Source organism: Sediminibacterium roseum (assembly GCF_009939005.1).
Taxonomy (GTDB): Bacteria; Bacteroidota; Bacteroidia; order Chitinophagales; family Chitinophagaceae; genus Sediminibacterium; species Sediminibacterium roseum.
In genome coordinates, this window is sequence record NZ_JAACJS010000002.1 from 735,926 (window position 1) to 758,942 (window position 23,017).

Annotated in this window: 24 protein-coding genes; 9 read left to right on the forward strand and 15 right to left on the reverse strand. The window is 47.9% G+C overall.

Going from position 1 to position 23,017, the window contains the following annotated elements; translation table 11 throughout:
- Positions 1–59 precede the first annotated feature (59 nt).
- From GWC95_RS03230 to GWC95_RS03245, 4 genes are all read right to left on the reverse strand, one after another.
- Complete coding sequence (locus tag GWC95_RS03230; RefSeq protein WP_161817228.1) at positions 60–266, reverse strand: hypothetical protein; 207 nt, start codon at positions 264–266, stop codon at positions 60–62.
- Between the two features lie 64 nt (positions 267–330).
- Complete coding sequence (locus tag GWC95_RS03235; protein ID WP_161817229.1) at positions 331–828, reverse strand: DinB family protein; 498 nt, start codon at positions 826–828, stop codon at positions 331–333.
- A gap of 108 nt (positions 829–936) precedes the next feature.
- On the reverse strand, positions 937–1,899 hold the full coding sequence (locus tag GWC95_RS03240; RefSeq protein ID WP_161817230.1) for a helix-turn-helix transcriptional regulator: 963 nt from the start codon (positions 1,897–1,899) through the stop codon (positions 937–939).
- A gap of 63 nt (positions 1,900–1,962) precedes the next feature.
- Positions 1,963–2,253 carry a hypothetical protein gene (locus GWC95_RS03245; RefSeq protein WP_161817231.1) on the reverse strand — a complete coding sequence of 97 codons (291 nt, stop codon included), beginning with the start codon at positions 2,251–2,253 and terminating at the stop codon, positions 1,963–1,965.
- Between the two features lie 101 nt (positions 2,254–2,354).
- On the opposite strand from GWC95_RS03245, the gene bla reads away from it, so the two are divergent.
- A complete protein-coding gene (gene bla / locus GWC95_RS03250; RefSeq protein WP_161817232.1) occupies positions 2,355–3,227 on the forward strand; it encodes a subclass B3 metallo-beta-lactamase in 873 nt (290 codons plus the stop codon).
- A gap of 19 nt (positions 3,228–3,246) precedes the next feature.
- On the opposite strand, the gene GWC95_RS03255 is transcribed toward bla, so the two are convergent.
- The 5 genes from GWC95_RS03255 to GWC95_RS03275 form a co-directional block, all read right to left on the reverse strand.
- Positions 3,247–3,894 (reverse strand): ABC transporter ATP-binding protein, encoded by a 648-nt coding sequence (locus GWC95_RS03255; protein ID WP_317164075.1) that lies wholly within the window; start codon positions 3,892–3,894, stop codon positions 3,247–3,249.
- An 89-nt stretch (positions 3,895–3,983) separates the two neighbouring features.
- On the reverse strand, positions 3,984–4,781 hold the full coding sequence (lpxA, locus tag GWC95_RS03260) for an acyl-ACP--UDP-N-acetylglucosamine O-acyltransferase (protein WP_161817234.1): 798 nt from the start codon (positions 4,779–4,781) through the stop codon (positions 3,984–3,986).
- A gap of 98 nt (positions 4,782–4,879) precedes the next feature.
- Entirely contained in the window at positions 4,880–6,292 is a 1,413-nt protein-coding gene (locus GWC95_RS03265; protein WP_161817235.1) for a bifunctional UDP-3-O-[3-hydroxymyristoyl] N-acetylglucosamine deacetylase/3-hydroxyacyl-ACP dehydratase, read from the reverse strand.
- A gap of 130 nt (positions 6,293–6,422) precedes the next feature.
- A complete protein-coding gene (gene lpxD / locus GWC95_RS03270; protein ID WP_161817236.1) occupies positions 6,423–7,475 on the reverse strand; it encodes a UDP-3-O-(3-hydroxymyristoyl)glucosamine N-acyltransferase in 1,053 nt (350 codons plus the stop codon).
- Between the two features lie 107 nt (positions 7,476–7,582).
- On the reverse strand, positions 7,583–8,797 hold the full coding sequence (locus GWC95_RS03275) for an HD domain-containing protein (RefSeq protein ID WP_161817237.1): 1,215 nt from the start codon (positions 8,795–8,797) through the stop codon (positions 7,583–7,585).
- Between the two features lie 289 nt (positions 8,798–9,086).
- Here GWC95_RS03275 and porX point away from each other — a divergent pair, with 289 nt between their 5' ends.
- The 7 genes from porX (at position 9,087) to GWC95_RS03310 (ending at position 17,132) form a co-directional block, all read left to right on the forward strand.
- On the forward strand, positions 9,087–10,649 hold the full coding sequence (porX, locus tag GWC95_RS03280; RefSeq protein ID WP_161817238.1) for a T9SS response regulator signal transducer PorX: 1,563 nt from the start codon (positions 9,087–9,089) through the stop codon (positions 10,647–10,649).
- Positions 10,650–10,793: 144 nt separating this feature from the next.
- A complete protein-coding gene (locus GWC95_RS03285) occupies positions 10,794–11,066 on the forward strand; it encodes a hypothetical protein (protein WP_161817239.1) in 273 nt (90 codons plus the stop codon).
- Positions 11,067–11,130: 64 nt separating this feature from the next.
- Entirely contained in the window at positions 11,131–11,907 is a 777-nt protein-coding gene (locus GWC95_RS03290) for an MBL fold metallo-hydrolase (protein WP_317164076.1), read from the forward strand.
- A 37-nt stretch (positions 11,908–11,944) separates the two neighbouring features.
- Positions 11,945–12,865: a ComEA family DNA-binding protein gene (locus tag GWC95_RS03295; RefSeq protein ID WP_161817240.1), complete on the forward strand. Its 921-nt coding sequence runs from the start codon at positions 11,945–11,947 to the stop codon at positions 12,863–12,865.
- 105 nt (positions 12,866–12,970) lie between these two features.
- Positions 12,971–13,786, forward strand: coding sequence for a coiled-coil domain-containing protein (locus GWC95_RS03300; protein ID WP_161817241.1), 816 nt, complete (start codon positions 12,971–12,973; stop codon positions 13,784–13,786).
- A 178-nt stretch (positions 13,787–13,964) separates the two neighbouring features.
- Positions 13,965–15,107, forward strand: coding sequence for an acyl-CoA dehydrogenase family protein (locus GWC95_RS03305; RefSeq protein ID WP_161817242.1), 1,143 nt, complete (start codon positions 13,965–13,967; stop codon positions 15,105–15,107).
- A 105-nt stretch (positions 15,108–15,212) separates the two neighbouring features.
- Positions 15,213–17,132 (forward strand): ATP-binding protein, encoded by a 1,920-nt coding sequence (locus GWC95_RS03310; RefSeq protein ID WP_161817243.1) that lies wholly within the window; start codon positions 15,213–15,215, stop codon positions 17,130–17,132.
- A 65-nt stretch (positions 17,133–17,197) separates the two neighbouring features.
- Here the strand turns inward: GWC95_RS03310 and GWC95_RS19575 are convergent, their stop codons facing one another.
- The 6 genes from GWC95_RS19575 to GWC95_RS03335 all read right to left on the reverse strand — a co-directional run bounded on the left by GWC95_RS19575 (position 17,198) and on the right by GWC95_RS03335 (position 22,407).
- Entirely contained in the window at positions 17,198–17,359 is a 162-nt protein-coding gene (locus GWC95_RS19575; protein WP_202630191.1) for a hypothetical protein, read from the reverse strand.
- A gap of 120 nt (positions 17,360–17,479) precedes the next feature.
- Positions 17,480–18,721, reverse strand: a complete 1,242-nt coding sequence (gene clpX / locus GWC95_RS03315; protein WP_161817244.1) for an ATP-dependent Clp protease ATP-binding subunit ClpX — start codon at positions 18,719–18,721, stop codon at positions 17,480–17,482.
- 134 nt (positions 18,722–18,855) lie between these two features.
- Positions 18,856–19,503: a ClpP family protease gene (locus GWC95_RS03320; protein WP_202630192.1), complete on the reverse strand. Its 648-nt coding sequence runs from the start codon at positions 19,501–19,503 to the stop codon at positions 18,856–18,858.
- Positions 19,504–19,581: 78 nt separating this feature from the next.
- Positions 19,582–20,274 carry an ATP-dependent Clp protease proteolytic subunit gene (locus GWC95_RS03325; RefSeq protein WP_161817245.1) on the reverse strand — a complete coding sequence of 231 codons (693 nt, stop codon included), beginning with the start codon at positions 20,272–20,274 and terminating at the stop codon, positions 19,582–19,584.
- Positions 20,275–20,491: 217 nt separating this feature from the next.
- A complete protein-coding gene (gene tig, locus GWC95_RS03330) occupies positions 20,492–21,853 on the reverse strand; it encodes a trigger factor (RefSeq protein WP_161817246.1) in 1,362 nt (453 codons plus the stop codon).
- A 140-nt stretch (positions 21,854–21,993) separates the two neighbouring features.
- Positions 21,994–22,407 (reverse strand): hypothetical protein, encoded by a 414-nt coding sequence (locus GWC95_RS03335; RefSeq protein ID WP_161817247.1) that lies wholly within the window; start codon positions 22,405–22,407, stop codon positions 21,994–21,996.
- A 199-nt stretch (positions 22,408–22,606) separates the two neighbouring features.
- Here GWC95_RS03335 and GWC95_RS03340 point away from each other — a divergent pair, with 199 nt between their 5' ends.
- Positions 22,607–22,942 (forward strand): DUF6686 family protein, encoded by a 336-nt coding sequence (locus GWC95_RS03340; protein ID WP_161817248.1) that lies wholly within the window; start codon positions 22,607–22,609, stop codon positions 22,940–22,942.
- The last annotated feature ends 75 nt before the right edge of the window (positions 22,943–23,017 follow it).

The window sequence follows — 23,017 nt, forward strand, 5'->3', positions numbered from 1 at the left end:
GTTTGAAAGATAATAATTTTCGGGGTTGAGGACGCGCAGATCTTTTGTGCCGCTTACTGTCAAAGTTCAACACAATGGAAGCCGTGCATCTTCAGTGTATCAATAACCATTGTAGATATATCTTCAGGGCCGTCTATGCGCAGGATCTTGTCGCAGTCCCACAGGTCAAAGTTCCATTGGTGAATGGATTTGATCCCGTCGAGGTGCGGTTTCAGCTGGTTGATCTTTGTGATGGAATCTACGGTTGTTTTAAAAACCAGTATCATAGTGCATGTTTGGTTTACAACGGGCGGAAACCGCTAACAATGCGGTTTCCGCCCGTGTGGGTGATCAAAAACTCATATCATCTGCGCTCGGCCCATAGCTGCCGGGGATAGGAACATCGAGCAGGCGGAGGAACACGCCCAGTTGCGCGCGGTGATGGGTTACCTGGTTAAAGGTTACGCGGATCCAATCTATCTTCGGTTCTGTGCTGTAAATGGTATCGCCATTGCGGAGCGTCCACATTTCGCTGAGCGTTTCTTCTTTAGCTTCAGCAAGCGCTTTTCTGCCTTCGAGTAAATTGGCCTCGAAAAAATCCACCAGTTGTTTGGTGTCGTTAATCGGCTTCTGTTCGTAAGGGTTTGCCGCAAAATCGAGCTCGTTGGTGTCCAGGATCATTCCGATCCACAACGAAAGCTCTGCAATATGCGTGGTAAGCTGGCGGATGGTCATGCTTTTGGGATGCGGCTGCCAATCGTACTTATCGTTTGGCACGATCGACAACATTTTACGCGTAATAACCGCTTCTTTCTCGAACTCTTTCTGGAATTGTTTGATGTGTGACATTTTCTTTGTTTTTGGTTTAGGATACAAAGAAAACCTGGGGTAGTGACAACAGTATGTCAACAGGATTCCACGAAATCAAACTTTTTTTTCGGGGGCGGTGCCGGAAGCTCAGGAGCGGGCAGGGGGGGCGAGTTTCTTTCGCAGCTTTTCAACAAGATCCCGCACCACATCCGTTAATTCCAAGGGCCTCACGATCTCTGCCTGTTCACCAAACAACAAATAGAATTTGGCAAAGCCGGTAAGCGATTCGGTGAGAAATGTCATTTCAATTTTATCATCCACCTCGCGCTGCGATACAAAGCCGTTGTAGAACTTTTGTTCACCGAAATAACGCATGATCTCTTTGTTCACAAGTATAATGATGGTATGGAGTTCCTTTTCTTTGGATACCCTTGATAGGAACGATTTCAGCGCCGGATGTGTTTTATTGAAACGGATGGCGGTAATGGAGAGGTATTTGATATGGTCTACCCTGAAGGTCCTGTAATCTTTCCTGAGCGTGCACCATGCAATGAGGTACCAATACCGTCCCATGAAAAAAATGCCAACCGGCTCGATGTTGCGGTTGCTTTTGGATTGCGAATGCTCCGCAAAATAATCGATGTTAACAACCGAGCTCTCTGCTATCGCTTTCAGGATCTGCTGCAGGTAGGCCGTTTCATTTTTATGCCTCGAAAAATAGGGGCTCTCCACCACCTCGATATGCTGTTCCATATTTTCGAGATGATCGCGTTCTGTAAGGCGAAGAACCGACCTGATCTTGAACATGGCCGCCTGGTACATTGCCTGTGTGGAATGATCCGTTAATTTTTCAACGAGTTTTTCGGCAGTTAACAGAGCCGTGGCCTCATCCCGGGTAAACATAACGGGCGGCAGGCGAAACCCTTCCATGATCGAATAACCAACACCGGCCTCGCCGATAACAGGAACGCCGGCTTCTTCGATTGTTTTGATGTCGCGGTAAACGGTACGCAGGCTGATGTTGAACCTGTCGGCCATATCCTGCGCCTTCACCACGCGGCGTGATTGAAGCTGGATGAGAATGGCGGTTACGCGGTCGATGCGGTTCATGTGAATTCTGGATATTGGATCGTGATTCGTCGGTTGTAACCTGTTGGAATAATCGGGTGGCTATTATTCAGCCTCTTTGTTCATAAAATACAAATGGCTGATCACGTTGTTCTTCTCATTGTCGGCAGCCGTGCGCAGCTGCTCGCAGATGGTATTGCATTCCTGCGCGGCTTTTTCATGATCGGTTTTGCCGGTTTTGATCAGTTGTTCGAGTTCGATCTGCCTTTTTAAGATCTCTGCAGAAAGAAAAGAATTGGCAATGGTTCGCGCCATCAAAAATTCAAGCACGTGGCCCATATTGAGTTGGTAACCTTTTCCATCGCCGGCCAGCTGCTCAATGTCAGGATCTTTCATAACAATAACTTTTGCGGTTGAAATCGTTTCAACAATTATACGGCTAATCTGTTAGATTATCTTGTTTTGTGTTTACTACCTTTGGTACAAAGAACCGGGAAATGAAAACAAAGATCCTCATCCTGCTGTTTGTATTTTTTGTGTTCAGGTTGCCCGCGCAAAAGATCATCCCTCCGCCTAATGTGCAGCCATCCTGGTCGCAGCCCTTTGCACCTTTTCATATTGTTGGCAACCTGTACTATGTGGGAACGTATGACCTGGCTTCTTATCTCATCGTTACAAAAGCAGGAAACATCCTCATCAATACCGGGCTGGCAGAATCGGCGCCGCTGATCAAAAAAAATATTGAAACGCTGGGCTTCCGGCTCCGCGACATAAAAATATTGCTTACCACACAGGCCCATTACGATCATGTTGGTGCGATGGCCGAATTGAAAGCGTTGACCAGGGCATCCATGATGACGCTGCAGGGAGATGTGGCCGTACTGGCCGATGGCGGAAATTCCGATTATGTTTTTGGTGGAAAAGGAAGCACATTCAAACCCGTAAAAACGGATCGTGTGTTGAGAGACAAGGATCTTATTACACTTGGTGAGACCACGCTGACCGTGCACAACAGCGCGGGACATACAAAAGGTTCAACCAGTTTCTCTTTCCCGGTGAAGGAAGGAAACAAAACGTACACGGTTCTCATCGCCAACATGCCAACCATACTGGATGATGTGAAACTGGCGGGCATGCCGGGTTACCGTGATGTGGCAAAAGATTTTGCGGCAACATTTTCATCCCTGAAAAAAATGAAATTTGATATATTCCTCGCATCACACGCGAGCCAATTTGGGCTGCATGAAAAATACAAGGCGGGCGATGCTTACGATCCTGAACGGTTTGCAGATCATGGAATGTTTTTGACGAACCTTGCGGCGCTGGAAGAAATTTACAAAGCACGTTTGCGTAAGGAAGGAATACGGTGATGCATTGTTGCCGGTTTGATCAGGCTGGTCTTTTGTGATCGATAATATTGATGCGTTCATCGCAAAAGCTCATCTCGTTTGCATCGTTGCTGCTTACGATAATGAGTTTGTGCCTGCAATATTTTTCAATAAGGGAATGGTACAGGTCGTAACCAGTTTTGTCGAGGTTGGTGCAAGGCTCGTCGAGCAACAGGACGGGAACATCCGAAAAAACGGCCTGTGCAAGTTTTACCCTCTGTTTCATTCCACTGCTGTAATAGCGGATCTGTTTGTCCATTGCATTTTCCAGGCCAATCTCGGTTAAGATGTCTTCAACGCCAAGACCTTCGAACAAAGGTTTGAACTGTTTGTGAAAATTGAGAAATTCCTTTGCCGTCATCTCCTCGATCAGTTCAAGATAAGGTGCGGCGATGGAAACCTGCTGGTGGATCTTTTCGGGCTGAATTTCGTCAACACCGTTGCTGCTTTTATAGATGATCTTTCCTTCGCTCAATTGCAGGCTCCCTGCAATGGCCTGCAGCAAAGTACTTTTGCCACTTCCGTTAGGGCCGGTAATGGCGTAGGAGCGCTGCGTTTTAAAAGTATAGTTGACCTTAAAAAAAATGAAATCGCGGTTGAAGCGTTTGGTGGTATTTACCAGTTCAACGGTTCCTGTTTTTGGATGCACCCCGCCTTTTTTTAACAGGGGGTTGGTGCCTGGAATATTTTGCGGGGATTCATTCATTGGATAGCGTGCTGTAACGGCAATACTGAAAATTAATCTTCCTCTGTTGCACCTTTGATAAATCTTTTGATAATTCCCCTTCCGCTTTCTCTTATGAATGTTACGATCTCGTCTCTCTCATCGGTTGCGGGCAATTCTTCTTCAATGAATTCGAGTGCCTGGGTTGTGTTAAAGCCTTTGTTGTAAATGGTCCTGTACACATCCAGTATACCGTTGATCTGTTGCAACGGGAAGCCGCGGCGTTTCAACCCAACACTGTTCACACCTCCATAGCTCAACGGGTTCCGCACGGCTTTGATGTAAGGGGGAACGTCTTTGCTTACCAGGCTTCCGCCTGCAATAAATGTATGCTGCCCTATGTTTACAAACTGGTGCACGGCGCTTACGCCACCTACTACGGCCCAGTCGCCCATGGTTACGTGCCCTGCAACCTGTACACTGTTGCTCATGATGCAGTTGTTGCCGATGAGGCAATCGTGCGCGATGTGGCTGTAGGCCATAATGAGACAGTTGTTGCCAACCCTTGTTCTGCCACGGTCTTCGGTACCGCGGTTGATGGTAACAAATTCGCGGATGGTTGTATTGTCGCCGATCTCTGCCGTTGTTTTCTCCCCGCTGAATTTCAAATCCTGTGGAATGGCACCCAGTACGGCGCCCGGGAACACCCGGCAGTTTTTACCGATGCGTGTTCCGTCCATGATCGTCACATTACTGCCTATCCACGTGCCTTCGCCGATCTGTACGTCGCCATGAATAACGGTGAACGGATCGATCTTCACATTGGGTGCGATCCTGGCATTGGGGTCAATGTATGTATAGGGGTGCGTCATTGGCTTTGGTTGTTGGTTATGATGATTTTGTGGGGGTGGTTAGCGGTAATTGGTGAAGAGTCTTTTTTTAGAACTCGCCACGTACCATTCTCACCCCGCTAAGTGTTCTGTCTCTTTACCACCTGGGCAACGAGATCCGCTTCGGTGGCAACTTTGCCTCCTACGTAAACGGTACCGCGCATTTCGCAGATGCCGCGGCGGATGGGGCCGGTGAATTCCATTTTCAGCACCATGGTATCGCCCGGGCGCACCATCTGTTTGAATTTACAGTTGTCGATCTTCAGGAAGTAAGTATCGTATACGCCTTCGGGCATTGAATTGATACAGAGTATCCCCCCCGTTTGCGCCAGTGCTTCGATCTGGAGAACACCGGGCATTACCGGGTTGCCCGGGAAGTGACCGGGGAAGAACCATTCGTTGAAGGTTACATTCTTGATGCCTACGATATAAGTATCTGTTAACTGGATGATCTTATCTACCAGCAAAAACGGGTGGCGGTGCGGCAATGTTTTTTCGATCTGCTCCAGTGTATAAACCGGTGGCATCGAAGGATCGTAAACCGGCACATCTTTTACATGCCTGTTCTTTTTGATGTATTGTTTGATCTTCTTCGCAAATTCAACGTTGGTGCTATGTCCTGGCCTGTTCGCAATAATGCGGGCCTTGATGGGATAGCCGATCAGGGCAAGGTCGCCAACTACATCCAGCAATTTATGGCGCGCCGGTTCATTGGGGAAGCGGAGCTCGAGGTTGTTGAGGTAGCCCTCGCTTTTTACTTCAATTTTATCGCGCTTGAACACTTTTGCGAGGCGGTTCATCTCATCGTCGGTAACGGGTTTATCAACCACCACGATTGCATTGTTGATGTCGCCGCCCTTGATCAGGTCGTTGTCGAGCAAAGCCTCCAGCTCGTGCAGGAAACAGAAGGTGCGGCAGGGCGCTATTTCTGCCTGGAAATCTTTGATGGTCTTCAGCCCCGCATGCTGCGTTCCCAAAACCGGGCTGTTGAAATCGATCAGCGTGGTGATCTGGTAGTCCATAGAGGGGAGGGCCACCATTTCCACCCGTTTGCCTTCGTCGTAGTGGTAAATGTTTTCGTCGAGGCTGTACCAGGCCTTGGTGGCTTCCTGTTCCACCACGCCCGCTTCTTCGATGCGTGCGATGAAGGGGGCGGAGCTTCCATCCATAATAGGAATTTCGGGGCCGTTCAGTTCAACCAGCGCATTGTCTACGCCCATGCCTACGAGGGCGGCCAGTACATGTTCCACCGTGCTCACCTTGGCATCGCCAACCTGCAACGTGGTTCCGCGGCTGGTATCGGTTACCAGGTCGCAATCTGCCTTGATAATCGGTTGGTTGGGCAGGTCAACTCTCTGGAACTGGATACCGAAACCGGGATTGGCGGGTTTCAGAGTCATGTCTACCAATACACCTGTATGTAAGCCGGTGCCGCTGATACTGATGGGATTGCTAAGCGTATGCTGCTTGTCAGGATTGAAATTACTATCCATTTGTACTTGTTTTGGAGCCGGCAATAGCTAAAGATCGCCAACCTGCCTGCCGTTATGTTTTATCCGACAGGCATTGTTTTCGAAAATATATTCAGCAAAAATAGGTTTTCGCGACGGTTAATCAGACTTTTCAGCCATTTCCGCGGCCGGCGAGGAGTTGTTCCACCAGTTTTTCCAGTTCTTTAACCCTTTTTTCAAGTTCGGGAAGGTTGCGGGTCATGCTTTGCAGACGAAGCGAGGCAGAATAATCGTGTGCCGGGGAGCCGTTGAGCGCTTTGTTGGGTTCCTTAACCGATTTGGTTACGCCGCTCTGGGCGTTGATCTTGGTGCCGTCGGCGATAGAGAGATGGCCAACAATGCCTACCTGTCCGCCGATCAATACGTTTTTACCCAGCTTGGTGCTTCCGCTTACCCCTGCCTGTGCGGCTATTACGGTATTGGATCCCACTTCTACATTGTGTGCGATCTGTATCAGGTTATCGAGCTTAACGCCTTTTTTTATGATCGTAGAACCGATGGTTGCACGGTCGATCGTAGTGTTGGCGCCGATCTCCACAAAATCTTCGATCACCACGTTGCCGATCTGCGGAACTTTCTGGTAGCTGCCATCGGGTTGCGGCGCATAGCCAAAGCCATCGCTTCCAACAACGGTGCCTGCGTGGATGGTCACATTTTTCCCGATCACGCAGTCTACATATATCTTAACACCGGCATGCAGAATGGTATTGTCGCCCACTTTTACATTATCGCCCAAAACCACGCCGGGAAAGAGTTTTACGTTGTTGCCGATCACTGCTTTCTCCCCGATGTAGACAAATGCGCCTACGAAAATATTATCTCCCGTAACGGCTGTTGGCGCAATGTAACTGGGTTGCTGGATACCTGCCAGCTGCTGTGTTTTCAGCTCCTGGTATTTGGAAAGAAGGGTGGCGAAGGCGGTATAGGCATCCGGCACACGGATGAGCGTGGCCGAAACCGGTTGCCTGAGCTCCAGTGAATCGTTGACGATGATCACCGATGCATTGGTATTGTACAGGTATTCTTCGTATTTGGGATTGGCGAGAAACGACAACTGGCCCGCGCCGGCCTCTTCTATTTTACCGAAAGTAGCCACTGTGGCGTCGGCATTGCCTTCGAGTTTGCCATTGATGAGCAGGGCTATTTGGGTGGCGGTGAATTGCATTTTCTGGTCTGTGGTCTGTTATGGTTCGTGGCCACGGGCGGTGAGCGGGGGGCCTTGTGTCTTAAATATAAACGTAAAACTAGCTACTATGGTCTGTCTGCCACAAATTAATCCAGCAAACAAATGTAAAATTTTTTAACCGCGGCGGAAAGGTTTTGCTGGATGAGCGCATTTTCAATGCCCGAAATATCCTTTACCGTACCGTCTTTGAACAGGATGTTGATGCGTTCATCCTTTGTCTGGTACAGCGTATTGGTGGCCTCCCCGGTGAAGCAGAAATAACCGATGTCTTCCATTCCGATGCCGAATTTCTCCGCCGTTTCGTGTTTTTTCTTTTCGATATAATTTTCATCGAACGGCTCGGCCTGGATCCTTGCCTTGTACAGTTTGCGGTTGAGAAAACGGGTGCAGAGAAGCGATAGTATTTTATCGGGGTGTTTGCTCCATCTTTTGATGGCATGCATCACATCATGGTCATCTATCGAACAGAATTTTTCGAGCGCCGCAGTATTCATCTCTCCATTGAATTTTCCGAGGAAAAAATCCAGGTCCGACAGGGTCGAAAGCATTTCATCCTCCTCCCGGTAAATGGCGCGAACGCGTTCCAGTATTTTTACCAGCATCTTTTCGGCGGCCACCACGGTTTTGTGGAGGTAAACCTGCCAGTACATCTGCCGCCGGGCCACCAGGAATTTTTCAACGCTGTAAATGCCTTTTTCTTCTACCATCAGCTGGCCATTGTGTACCACCAGCATTTTGAGTATGCGGTCGTAGCCGATCACGCCTTCGCTTACGCCGGAATAAAAGCTGTCGCGGCTCAGGTAATCCATCCTGTCTACATCCAGTTGCCCGCTGATGAGCTGGTGCAGGAACGGTTTGTGGTATTGATCGGTGAATATTTTAATGGTGAGATCGAGCTGCCCGTCCAGTTCCTCGTTGATCACCTGCATGATCTGCAGCGATAGCTGTTCGTGGTGAACGCCCTTTACCACAATGTGTTCGAGTGCGTGCGAAAAGGGCCCATGGCCGATATCGTGCAGTAAAATACCTGCTTTTACGGCAGTCTCTTCTTCTTCGGTTATCTCAACCCCTTTGCTGCGCAGTTCCATCACCGCATTACACATCAGGTGGTAGGCGCCGAGCGAATGGTGCAGCCTGGTGTGCACTGCACCGGGATACACCAACTGCGCCATTGCCATCTGCTGGATCCTCCGCAAACGCTGGTAATAGGGGTGGGCGATGATGGAAAAGATCAAAGGGTGGTTGATGGTGATGAACCCGTAAACAGGGTCGTTGATTATTTTTCTTTTTTTGATAGACATAGTTGTATAAATGCAGGAGACGAGAATCCAGGAAGGCAAGATAGTTTTGAAAGTTTCAACTTTCAAAAGTTCAGGCCTGTTGAAGATTTGTTAAATCAATTCATCTCCGTCTGCAAAAGTACAAATAAGAATGCCGATGCCATAGATTTACTTATTGTGCAAACAACCGGCCCCGGTTTAAAACAATCTTATCGCAGCCATTTCTACTAACTGATTTCGTAATTTTAATGATCCGGCCCTGGGCTATTGCCATGGGTCTGCCGCACACCGTTTCAAAAAACCAACCAGAATGGCCATAGCAAAAATCGTTTGGGTAGATGATGAGATCGAGAGCCTGCAATCGCAGAAGATGTTTCTCGAAAACAAGGGGTATGAAGTGGTAACGTTTACCAATGGCTTTGATGCCATCGAATACGTAAAAGTGAATCCTGTAGATGTGGTATTGATGGATGAAACGATGCCCGGCATCACCGGTCTTGAAACGCTGGCGCGGATAAAAGAGGCGAACACGAGTATTCCCGTGGTGCTCATCACCAAAAATGAAACGGAGAACCTGATGGACGATGCCATCGGCAGCCAGATCACCGATTACCTGATCAAGCCCGTTAACCCCAACCAGGTTTTGCTGAGCCTGAAGAAGATCATCGATAACAAACGGCTGGTGGCAGAAAAAACCACAACGGCCTACCAGCAGCAGTTCCGCGAGTTGTTTATGGCGCTGAACAACAACCCCGATTACAATGAATGGATGGAGCTCTATAAAAAATTAGTGTATTGGGAGCTGGAGATGGAAAAAAGCGATAGCCCCGAAATGCGCGAAGTGTTTTATACGCAGAAACAGGAGGCGAATACGGAGTTCTGCAAATTCATCACCAAAAATTATACATCGTGGCTCGACCCGAAAAGTTTTTCGGCGCCGATCATGAGCAATCATCTTTTCCAGTTCAAGGTATTGCCGCATGTAGAAAAGGGAGAGCCCACATTTTTTGTGTTGATCGATAACCTTCGTTACGATCAGTGGAAAGCCATACAACCCATATTTGCAGAGAGTTTCAGGATCCTGGAAGAGGAAACGTTTTATTCTATACTCCCTACTGCAACACAATATTGCCGCAATGCTATTTTTGCAGGGCTGCTTCCGATCGATATCGAAAAACAATTTCCGCAACAATGGAAAAACGATGATGAAGAGGGCGGGAAAAACCTGTTTGAAGAAGAATTTTTCAGGGCGCAGCTGAAGCGGTTGAAGAAAGACGACATCCGTTTCAGTTACAACAAAATTGTGAACCACCAGGATGGACAGCAACTGGTGAGTAACATACACAACCTGCTGCAAAACGACCTGAACATCATCGTATATAATTTCGTGGACATGCTCAGTCATGCCCGCACCGAAATGGAAGTGCTGAAGGAACTTGCGAGCGATGAAACCAGTTACAGGAGCATTACGCGAAGCTGGTTTGAACACAGCCCGCTGCACCAGGCGCTGAAAAAGATTGCCGACAAGAAAGTGAAAGTGATTCTTGCCACAGACCATGGAAGTGTGCGTGTAAATACGCCGCACAAGGTGATCGGCGACAAGCAGACCACGGCAAACCTGCGTTACAAGCATGGGCGCAATCTGAATTTTGAGGCGAGGGATGTGCTGGCTTTCCGCGACCCCAAAGAGGCGGGGTTACCGGTGCCGAATGTGAATTCGTCGTTCATTTTCGCGAAAGAGGATGGGTTTCTTTGTTACCCGAATAATTACAATCATTATGTGAATTATTACAGGAACACATTCCAGCATGGCGGCATCAGCCTGGAGGAGATGATCGTGCCGATCATTAAGATGGTGAGCAAATCGTCGTAAATAATGGTTTAGAGGAGGCGAATACAAGGCCCAACGCGCTGTTAAATGTGAATAACTACTGGGTATTTGCCGTTTTGGGTGCTTTTGTCTTTCGTTATCTTTGTAGGGTGAGACAGATCACGACAGACCATTCAGACAAACGGTATGAAATACACACAGGGAACTCTAGATAAATTGGGCGATATCCTCGGGGAATCGGGGTATGTAGTGAGATACGAGCGTGGAACTTTCCAAAGCGGCTGGTGCCTGCTGGAAGCGAGGAAGATCGTGGTGCTGAACAAATTCCTCAGCGTTGAAGGAAGGATCAACACGCTGATGGAAATCATCCCGCAGCTCGAGATCGAGTTCGATAAACTTACCCACGAATCGCAGAAACTCTACGAAGAGGTAATAAAAAAAGCAGCCACCGAAGCATAGCCTCGGCAAATACCTACGGTAAATACGCTATTCTCTCTTGCCGGAATTGGCTTAGATTTGAATTGTGAGCGCAGCATCTCTTACCATAACTTTTTTGGGAACAGGAACGAGTACCGGGATACCGATGATCGGTTGTGAGTGTGCAGTATGTACATCGGCCGATGCGCACGACAAGCGCCTGCGCAGCAGCATACTTGTAGAATCGGCCGGCACAAGGCTCGTGGTGGATACAACACCCGATTTCCGCTACCAGATGTTGCGCACAAAAACCAGACACCTCGATGCGATCATTTACACGCACCCGCACAAAGACCATATTGCAGGTTTGGATGATGTGCGTGCCTTCAATTTTTTTGATGAGCGGGCGATGGATATCTACGCCAACCTCCTGACCGGCGAAGCCATCAAACGCGATTTCTATTATGCATTTTCAGAAAAAACGTATCCCGGTGTTCCGCAGCTGAACCTGGTCACGATCGATACATCGCCGTTTGAAGTGGGTGATATAGAGGTGCGGCCCATACAGGTGATGCACCATAAGATGCCGGTACTGGGTTTCAGGTTCGGGGATTTTACGTACATCACCGATGCGAATTATATTGACGCAGCGGAGAAAGAAAAGATAAAAGGATCCGCCGTTCTTGTGCTCAATGCGCTCCGCAAAGAAACGCACCTGTCGCATTTTACGCTTTCGGATGCAGTGTCACTTGCCAATGAGCTTGCGGTGCCGCAAGTATATTTTACACACATCAGTCACCAGCTAGGAAAACACCAAGACATCAACCGCGAATTACCGGCACACATACGGCTCGCGTATGATGGATTAAAGATCTGCCTGTAGCCTCCTTTAAATACACGAACAATTAAAATGTTACGGTATGAAGAGGGTCATCAAAGACTATTTTACATTCAGCAAGAAAGAGCGCATAGCCATTGGGGTGCTGCTGCTGTTGATCGCATGTTTTATTGCGATGCCTTATTTCTATCCAGCCAGGCGCAAACCGCCACCGGTAAATCCTGTATTGGCGTCATACATTGCCAGGACTGCAAGGCAGGTGGGCGATAGCATGGAGGAACCCGCCGGGTCTTCTTACGGATCGGTTGGGCACAAAGAGCGTACAGTTGTTAAAAAAGAAAATTTCTTTTTTGACCCGAATACGATCACGCAGGAGGATTGGCAGCGATTGGGTTTGCCGGCGAAGACTGCGCGCACGATCATCAACTACAGGAGCAAAGGCGGGCGGTTTCGCAGTGCGGCAGACATTCATAAGATCTGGGGTATCAAAAAAGAAGATGCAGATCGGTTGATCCCATTGGTACGGATGGAGGAAAAGGAAACCGTTCGAAATGATGCACCCACCAAAGAAGAGACCTCAGTTAGACCGGCGGGCAGAAAAATAGTTGCGATCGATATCAATACCGCAACAGAAGAAGAATGGAAAATGCTGCCGGGAATAGGCGTGGTGCTGGCGAAACGCATTCTGAAATTCAGGGAGCATGCGGGTGGTTTTGTTTCGGTTGATGAGGTTCGGAAAACCTATGGGTTGGCGGATTCGGTATACCAGCGTATACATCCTTATTTAAGAACGGATGAACGATCGTTGCCCAAATTGGATTTGAACCTGGTGTCGGCCTACGACCTGAAAAGAAAACTGCAGGTAGAAGATGCGGTGGCGAAAGCCGTGATCGTTTACAGGAAACAGAACGGGCCTTATCAATCGGTCGTTGATCTTAAAAAGATCAGTTTGATAAGTGACACTTTGTTTGCGCGCATTTCGCCGTTTCTCATCATTAATTAAAAGGATGAATCGATTGCATCGTTCATCTTAATCTAACAACATGTCAGGTGTGAAGATCAGCGCTGGTTCCGTGTTTATCTTTGCATGCGACTCAAAACAAATCTTATGGAAGTGAATGTAACAAACCTGGAAAAGATACTTTCCAATCTTTCGATACAAATGGTGGAAATAAAAGAGTTGGTGGTGGTGGGGTTTGATAGCGTTGAAAAGAGGATGGATGTTCTTGAAACGAGAATGAATGTTCTCGAGACGAGGATGGAATCCCTCGGGAATAGAATGGATGTTCTCGAGGCGAGAATGGAATCCCTCGGGAATAGAATGGATGTTCTCGAGGCGAGAATGGAATCCCTCGGGAATAGAATGGATGTTCTCGAGACGAGAATGGACGCTCTCGAAAAGCGAATGGATGTTCTTGCGCAGAGGATGGACGCACTCGAAAAAAGAATGGATGTTCTTGAGAAGCGGATGGACGCTCTCGAAAAACGAATGGATGCTCTCGAGAAAAGGATGGATGCTCTTGAAAGAAGAATTGATATTCTTGAGAAGAGGATGGATGCTCTCGAAAAACGAATGGATGCTCTCGAGAAAAGGATGGATGCTCTTGAAAGAAGAATTGATATTCTTGAGAAGAGGATGGATGCTCTCGAGAAAAGAATGGATATTCTTGAAAAAAGAATGGATGCGCTTGAAAAGCGAATGGATGTCGTTGAACAACGAATTACCATTCTTGAAGAAAGAATAACCCTTGTTGAAGAAAGAATAAGCCGCCTCGAAATACGGGTGGATGTTTCGGAGCGCACCACTGCTTCCGGGTTCAAGGAAGTCAAAATTCGGTTAGAGATCCTGATCGTGGAGGTCCGTAAGATCGATACGGTAACCCGGTACAGGGAAATACACAAGAACCAGAAAAGGCTGGAATAAAACCGCCTCTTTCTTATTAAAAACACAAATTATGCAGGAACCGTAAATTCTGTTTGGTTGTAACCCCGATTCCCCTATTTTTGCCGAATACTAACAAACAATAGTTTGTTTAAAGGAGGTTGCCGAGTAACGATTGCTTGTTCTTAGGCAACCTCCGTCTATTTAAACCATACCCATTATGAATTTTCAACCGGATGAATTGACCCAACAGGTGGCCCAGACTGCGAAGGATTTCGCCAACCAATACATCAGGCCGCATGTAATGGAATGGGATGAGTCGCAGACTTTTCCCATCGAACTGTTCAGGGAACTGGGTAAGCTGGGTATGATGGGCGTTCTCGTTCCTGAAGAGTACGGCGGCGCAGGATTGAGTTATTTTGAGTATAACGCGGTGATACAGGAGATCGCCAAGGTTTGTGGCTCGATCGGTTTGAGCGTGGCTGCGCACAACTCGCTTTGCACCAATCATATTCTCACCGTTGGAACGGAACCGCAAAAAAAACAATGGCTTCCCAAACTCGCAACGGCGGAATGGATCGGCGCCTGGGGACTCACAGAGCCCAATACAGGCAGCGATGCGGGGAACATGAAGACTATCGCGGTTAAAGACGGCGATCATTGGTTGCTCAATGGCACCAAAAGCTGGATCACACATGGCAAATCAGGTGATATAGCCGTGGTGATCTGCCGTACAGGCGAACCACGAACCAGTGGAAACTCCACGGCGTTTGTGGTAGAACGCGGAACCCAGGGCTTTTCGGCCGGCAAAAAAGAAAACAAACTCGGCATGCGTGCCAGCGAAACAGCCGAAATGATCTTCGAAAATTGCCGTATACCCGATTCAAGCCGGCTTGGCGAGGTAGGCGATGGTTTCAGGCAGGCGATGAAAATACTCGATGGAGGAAGGATCTCCATTGCAGCGCTTTCGGCCGGCATAGCCAAAGGCGCTTATGAAGCGGCGCTTCAATATTCGCAGGAAAGGCATCAATTTGACCAGCCGATCTCGAATTTCCAGGGTATCAGCTTCAAATTAGCAGACATGGCAACCGAAATTGCTGCGGCCGATCTGCTGATCTGGCAGTGCTGCGACCTTAAAAAGCGCGGCGCAAAAGTGACCAAGGAAGGCGCCATGGCAAAGTATTACGCCAGCGAGATCGCAGTAAAAACAGCCAACGATGCAGTCCAGATCTTTGGGGGTTATGGGTACACAAAAGATTTTCCGGTTGAGAAGTACTACCGTGACGCAAAATTGTGTACTATTGGAGAAGGAACTTCTGAGATCCAGAAACTGGTGATCTCAAGAGAGGTTCTTCATGGATAGTCTCTTTTCGATTGCTTGCTTATATCAAAAGCCCTCCAACGAGGGCTTTTTTATTACGTCTTTTAATTTATTTAATTAACTTTCTCGACCATTTGTAGTAAAACTGTGACAAAAACTAACCGCTTACATATACTCGTGTTGTTCGTCGTGTCTGCCTGTCTTCATTTTACGAAAGCAGGGGCCGCAGATAAGAAACCGCCTCCTTCCGAAATAAAAAAAATCGATTCCCTTAACGAGCTCGCTTTCAGGCAGAAACGATTTGATGTGGCCCTGGCGCTCAATAACCTCTTTAACGCCGAGAACCTTGCAGTGGCCTCCAATTACCAGAAAGGGCTTGCCACCACCTATCTCTACGAGGGAGGGATCTTTAACCAGATCGGCTACGATAAAAGAGCACTTTCTACCTACTACAGGGCGCTGCAGTTGTTTCGTACGCTCAAAGACACGCTGAGCATTGCCAAGGTAAGCCAGCAAATAGCCCTGTCCATGCAGATGGACGGCAAAATGGATGAGGCCATCAATCTTTACAACCAGTCGCTTCGTGTATACATCGGCATAGACAACAAGCAGGAGATTGCCAACATCAAAAACAGCCTGGGCACCATTGCCACCAGCATGAAAGAACTGAACGAAGCGGAACAGCTTTTTAAAGACGCCCTTCGCATCAGTATTGATAACAAATATGCCTACGGTGAAAAGAAATCGTATTACAACCTAGGCATACTAGAATCGCAGCGCAACAATTTCAGCTCGGCAGAATCGTATTTTAATAAATCGCTCGCAAAAGACAGCCTGCTCAAAGACAAGTACGGGATCGCGTTGAACCAGCTCCAGCTCTCATCCATGTTCATGAAACAGCACAATATGGATGCTTCCATCGACATGGCTAAAAAAGCATACGGCAACGCAGCCTCTGTTTCTGCATTGAATCTTTTGAAGGATGCGGCCACCAAAGTTGTGGATGCATATCGCCAGAAAGGAGAGATCCTGAAAGCTGCGCAGTGGCAGGATTCGCTCGTAAAGGTGCTGAAAGCGCAGGCGGAGAACGAGAAAGAATACGCCAACAATTTTATTGACGTGATCAAGAACCAGGACGCGAAGAACACGAATGCCGAAAAAGAGGTTGAGAAACAAAGGCAGGTTCAGAAAGACCAGTTACTCATCATTACCGTGGGTACTTTTATCCTGATCATCGTTGCCGTACTGGCCGTGCTTGCCCTGGTGAACTACCAGCGCCAACGCTTCTTTGGCAAGGAGCTGAAACAGAAGAACGAGATCATAGAAAAGAACTCTGCTTCGCTTGACCAGCTCAACAAAGAGATCTCGCACCAGAACCAATTGCTCGAAACGGATAACAAAACAAAAAACAAACTCCTCTCGATCATCTCGCACGATCTCCGCACGCCATTGGTTAATACAAAAGGTGTATTGAACCTCGTAAACCAGGGCATGGTTCCGCCGGAAGAAGCGGACCGCCTGCTGCAGCTGCTGGAAACACAGTACTTGGGAACGACATCTCTCCTTGATAACCTGTTGTTCTGGATCAAAGGCCAGATGGAAGGGAAAGAAGACGATAAAGTGACGGTAAGTTTGTACCAGCTGATGAAAACGCTGCAGGAAGAACACAGCCTGCCGTTGGGTAAGAAAAAAATTGAACTGAAAAACCTGATCGATCCCGAGCTTACCATTGTCACGGAAAAGGAAATGATCCGCATCGTGTGCCGCAACCTCATCAGCAACGCGATCAAGTTTACCAATGAAGGCGGGTTTATCGAATTAACATCGCACACAGAAGGAAACCACCTGTACCTGACCGTAAAAGATTCCGGCATAGGTATGACGCAGGCCGATATCGAGAAGGTGAACGCCAAACAATACTACAACACCACGGGAACATCCTACGAAAAAGGGAGTGGGTTTGGGCTGATGCTTTGCCGCGACCTGATCTCCAAAGCCGGCGGCGAACTGATCATTGAAAGCGAGCCTGGAAAGGGGAGCGCGTTTACGATCAAAATGCCCTGCTAATTGCCGAAAAAAATCAGTGGCTTGCCACAGTATAAAGCTATGCCAGGCCACCGTTCGATGTTTCGTTAGTCATCGCTTTTACTGCCCGCAGAAAACACCTGGTCCACTGCCCCGCCCAGCATCGGGAACTTTTCTTTTACAAAATTGGCGATGGTTTCAACAGCTTTGTGGGCCTGTTCCGTATTCAGGTTGGCTTCTTTAACGAGGCGTTCAATGAGTTCGTTCATGGGGAGAAATTTGAAGGGTTGGTAAATTCCGTTTTCTATCTCCATCGAAATTACTCGCTGAAAATAAAAAAGCGATAAGAAGTTATTCCCATCGCTTTGGTAAAAAATGTATTCCTGTGTTTAGGCAACTTTTAAAATAGAAAGCTTGCTCTTACTGAACATCTGCTCCGCATACGTGAGCGTAATGTGCAGTTTGGTCACATCCGTGCCTGGCAGCTCGAACATCGCGTCGGTTAGAATGCTTTCGCAGATGCTGCGCAATCCTCTTGCGCCAAGTTTGTACTCGAGGGCTTTCTTCACCATAAAGTCGAATACCTCGTCATCGATCACCAGTTCAATACCTTCCAGTTCAAACAGCTTGGTGAATTGTTTGATGAGTGAGTTTTTAGGTACGGTAAGGATGTTCCTGAGTGTTTCGGTATCGAGCGGGTTGAGGTGTGTGATCACCGGCAAACGGCCCAGCAGTTCGGGTATCAGCCCAAAGCTTTTCAGGTCCTGCGCATTGATAAACTGCAGCAGGTTTTTACGCTGGTGCTCCTGTTCTTCCTTGTTTACGCTGAAGCCGATCGCATTTGTATTGACCCTCCGGGCGATCACTTTGTCGATGCCATCAAACGCACCTCCGCAGATGAAAAGGATATTTTTCGTATCTACTTTTATCATTTTTTGTTCGGGATGCTTGCGTCCGCCCTGTGGTGGAACCAGTACTTCCGTTCCTTCGAGCATTTTCAACAATCCCTGCTGAACACCTTCACCACTCACATCGCGGGTAATAGAAGGGTTGTCGCCTTTGCGGGCGATTTTATCCAGTTCATCAACATACACGATACCACGTTCTGCAGCCGCCACATCGTAATTGCAGTTTTGCAGGAGCCGTGTAAGCATACTTTCTACGTCTTCGCCTACATAACCCGCTTCGGTAAATACGGTGGCATCCACGATCGCAAATGGAACGTTGAGCAATCGGGCGATGGTTTTGGCCAGCAGGGTCTTGCCTGTGCCGGTCTCGCCCACCATAATGATGTTGCTTTTTTCTATCTCAACTTCATCCTGCTGCTGCCTGTTGTTGACCCTTTTGTAGTGGTTGTATACGGCCACCGACAATACCTTTTTGGCATCGTCCTGCCCGATCACGTACTCATCGAGAAATTTTTTGATCTCGGCCGGGCGGCGCACATTGAGTTTGAAATTGTTGCCTGTGCTGCTGCCTTCCTGTTTGGAGCTAAGCTCCTGCGCAATGATCTCCTGCGCATGTTCCACACAGTTCTCGCAGATATGGCCATCCTGCCCGGCAATGAGGATCTTGACCTCATCCCGGTTGCGGCCACAAAATGAACAGTGTAATTGTGATGCTTTCGCCATAATTTGTTTTTTTCCTTCGCACACCCTGCCTTTTTACAGACACGTCTTTCCCGCTATTCGTTGCAAAGCTATAACAGTTCAGGTTGCTGAACGTATTTTCTATTGTAAAAGCTGCCTGCCTGGTAGGTTCCGGCCTAGATTTTCCTCAAAACAGCATCCACGATGCCATAATTAACGGCTTCTTCGGCATTCATCCAGTAGTCGCGGTTGAAATCTTTCATTACCTGCTCAACTGTTTTACCGCAATTCTCGGCCAGGATCCTCGCACCGATCTCCTTGGTTTTGATGATCTGGTTGGCCTGTATCTCAATATCTGCGCTGGTTGCCTGGAAATATCCGCCAAGGCTCGGCTGGTGGATCATCACCTCGCCATGCGGGTACACAAACCGTTTGCCTTTTGTTCCCGCACTCAATAATATAGAACCCATACTCGCTGCCAATCCCATACAAACCGTACTTACCGGGCTTTCGATCAACTGCATAGTATCATAAATTACCATGCCACTGGTTACAACGCCACCCGGGCTGTTGATGTAGAATTTGATCTCCTCGGTCTTATCCGCATCCAGCAAAAGCAGTTTGGTCACGATCTCACGGGCAGATTTGTCATCTACCACGCCCCAGAGATAAACCGCCCTTTTCTCAAAGAACATCTTCTCGAGACGTTTATTCATAAAATCGTCAACCGGCCCCTGTTTGTCTTCTTTTGGTTTGGGATCGTCTTCATTTTCGTCGTCGTCATTCATCAGGAAAGGGTTTGCTGTATATTTCAGGTTGCTCATTTTTTTGATTTTTTTGGTCTTTAAATAGGTAATCCTCAATCGCGCGTGGTTGGTCAATTGCTGTCTACGGTTCCCGTATCAGCTCTTTTTTTCTTTTCTTGGATTCGTATACAATACCTCGTCGATCAACCCATATTCTTTGGCCTCGGGCGCCGTCATCCAGAAATCACGGTCACTGTCGCGCTCGATCTCTGAAACGTCCTTGCCGGCATGCAACGCCGTAATCGTATACAGTTCATGCCTCAATTTCTTGATCTCCCTTGCAGTGATCTCGATATCCGTTGCCTGTCCGCCAATCGCACCGCTCGGTTGGTGAATCATCACGCGGCTGTGCTGCAGCGCGGTACGTTTCCCGTGAACCCCGGCGCAGAGAAGGATCTGGCCCATGCTGGCGGCAATACCGGTACAGATGGTGGCCACGTCCGGACTGATGAACTGCATCGTGTCGTAAATACCGAGCCCGGCATAAACGCTTCCGCCCGGGCTGTTGATGTACATCTGGATATCGCGTGTCCGGTCGGTACTCTCAAGAAACAAGAGCTGTGCGGTAACGATATTGGCCACGTAATCGTTGATGCCCTCACCAAGAAAGATGATGCGGTCCATCATCAGGCGGCTGAACACGTCCATACTGGCCACATTCAGGGGCCTTTCCTCAATGATGTAAGGGGTCAGGTTCGTAAATCCATTGGTTTGGTAATTATGCAAAGTGGCGCTGCTGATACCGCGGTGTTTGACAGCGTATTTTTCGAATTCTTTTCCTTGATTCATTTCTTTCTATTTTCGCTTTGAAGATAAGTGATTTGCTATTTCAGAACCATTTCTATGGCAAATACTATGCAAACGCCCTGGCTACGACAATGTGGCGGTTTGGTGTTTGCCGGCTTTGCGCTCCGGTCGACTTTTTTCTATAAAAAAGCCGGACCACGAAGGCCCGGCGTATGATTTATCCTCTGGGTACAACTCCGTCGCGGGGTTGTTACGGTGATTAATGGTGGTGGTGGTGCAGTTTTTTCGCGAATTCTTCTGCGCTGATCTTTTCTTCTTTCGAAGTTACCTGGCCCTCAAGCGCGGTAAACATTTTATCCGTGCTGATGCGGTGGTAGCTGTCTTCTACGAATTTCCTGTCCTGCATCATACGGTTCGCATAATCGTCAACCCACTGCTGGTTATCACCGAGCGCGCCCAGCTGGCCACCCATGTAACTGAACAGTTGTTGCTTTGCAAACTCGCGGATGTCTTCCGGCAAAACCTCGATCTTATTGTCTTCAATGAGCTTGCTGCTGAACAGGGTCCATTTCAGCTGGTTGGCAAAATTCGGGTAGTCCGCTTCTGCCTCTTCGGCAGTCTTTGGTTTTTCGCCACCGGTTTGCAACCAGCGTTTCAGGAAGGATTCAGGGAACTCGAGCTTTGAATGATCAACCAGCTCGTGGTAGATCTGGTCGTACACCTGGTTTTTTGCCTGCTGCTCAAAATGATTTTCTATCTCTGCTTTTACCGCTGCGCGGAAATCAGCTTCTGTTTTGATCTCGTTGTTTGGATATACGCTTGCAAAAAATGCCTCGTCGAGCGCTGCTTTCTCAACCAGGCCAACTTTTGTGATCTGGAGCTTGAAATATTTGTCCGCATCGTCTTTCGTCAAACCAAGATCACCCAGTATGGCTTCGAGTTCTTTTTCGCCAAAGGCTTTGCTCAGTTGAATGACAACCGAATCATCGTTTTTCTTCCCGATGAATTTTTTGCGTGTTTTTTCCTCAAAATATTTAACCAGCAGGGAATTGTCTTTGCTCACACCGCCCTCTGTTTCGTTGCCGTCTTTGTCGGATTCGATGAATTTTACGTTCAGAACGTTGTCGTCACCGGTAACCGTTTCCGGCTCGGTCATTTTACCGTTCCGCACCTGGAGGCGCTCCACTTCTTCCTGTACCATTGCATCGGTAACCTCGATCTTGTATCGGGTTACTTTGATCTTTTTAGGATCTACGGTCACTTCCGGTTTCAAGCCCACTTCAAAAGAAAAAGTGTAATCGCCGGCATTGTTCATATCCAGTTTGGCTGCGTCATTGTCCAGGGGCAATGGCTGCGCAAAGATTTCGAGTTTTTCGTTGTTGAGGTAGTTGTTCAGCTCGCCTTCCACTTTGCGGAGGATCTCATCGCTGAAAACGCCCTGGCCATACATTTTCTTAACCAGTCCCGCAGGAACCATTCCTTTGCGAAACCCGGGAATGTTCGCCGTTTTTGCATATTTCTTCAGGCTTTGTTCAAAGCCACTATAATAATCTTCTTTGGTAAGCTGAACCGTCAGCTTGTCGTTCAAAAGCCCGATGTTCTCCCTTGTTACAGACGCCATGGTAAATAATTTTAAAATTTGGGCTGCAAAGGTAAGGATTTTACGGGTATAAGCTATAAGCCATGGCCCGCGCCCGGTGGGCTTTTTCGTTTTTTACGGTTTTCGGCGTAAAACAAGCTTTTCCCGGGCCGGACTGCGCCTTATTTCAGCATTTTCTCCACCCTCACCAGTTTACCGGCTTCGTACATGCCCTCCAGTACCAGGTAGAGATCGGTGGAAATGTCGTTGTTGTAAAAGCTCACCGTGATCTTCTGGTTGTTCCTGTCTGTAAAAAGATAAGGCTGCCAGAGCAGGGTCGTGCGTTTGTCGAGCGCCGCCCTGCGGTTTTCGGCCACGGAATAATCGGGCGAATAGAACTCTTTTACCGTTGAATAACCCACCACCTTGGTTTTAGGCAGGGCAGACACCGAATTGGCATCGGGCTCGTTTCCTTTTTTAAGGTAAACGGCCAGGGCGGGTTTGTCGGGGCTGTAAATTGTAAAAGTGTTTGGAAGAATCTTTGCCCTGCAGCATCGACGTAATGGATTGGTTGGCGCGCAGTAGTTTGCGCCCATATACATGATAAAAATTGATGATGGGATATTGACGGTAAAATTCTTCCCTATTTAACGGTTTTTTTAACCGATTGGCGTCAGGGAGAAAGGTGGAAATGCCTGGTAGTTTCTGTATTTCCTCATTCCGTAAGCTGATTTCCGCATTTTGCAAGCTTATGGCACGGGTGGTTTTCATATTTGCATGCTAAACCGGTACAACATGTGCAATTTCAAAAGCTGGTATTTCGATGATAATGGGTACGTGATCGAGTGCGCCGAGTGCAACCATCTCCGTGTTTGCTTTGGCAGTACGATGCTGACGCTGAACTGCATCGACTATCGCGCTTTCTACGATCTTGTTTGCTGGAAAAAAGAAACGCATCTTCCTGTTGTCGATCAGCATACAAAATGCATCGTGATCGCAACGCCCTGTAAGTCGGTCCAGATCATACTCTCCGAACAGGAGTTGAACGATCTTTACGAAATGCTCCAGCATGCGGATACAGAAATGAAAACGCAGCAGTTGCTTGATCTTTTTGAACGGCGTGATCCTTAATTTGTTTTCACGATTCAAAAGTATATTGATTCAATAATTACAGTTATCGTTGTTTCGAACTTCAACCTGTTGTTC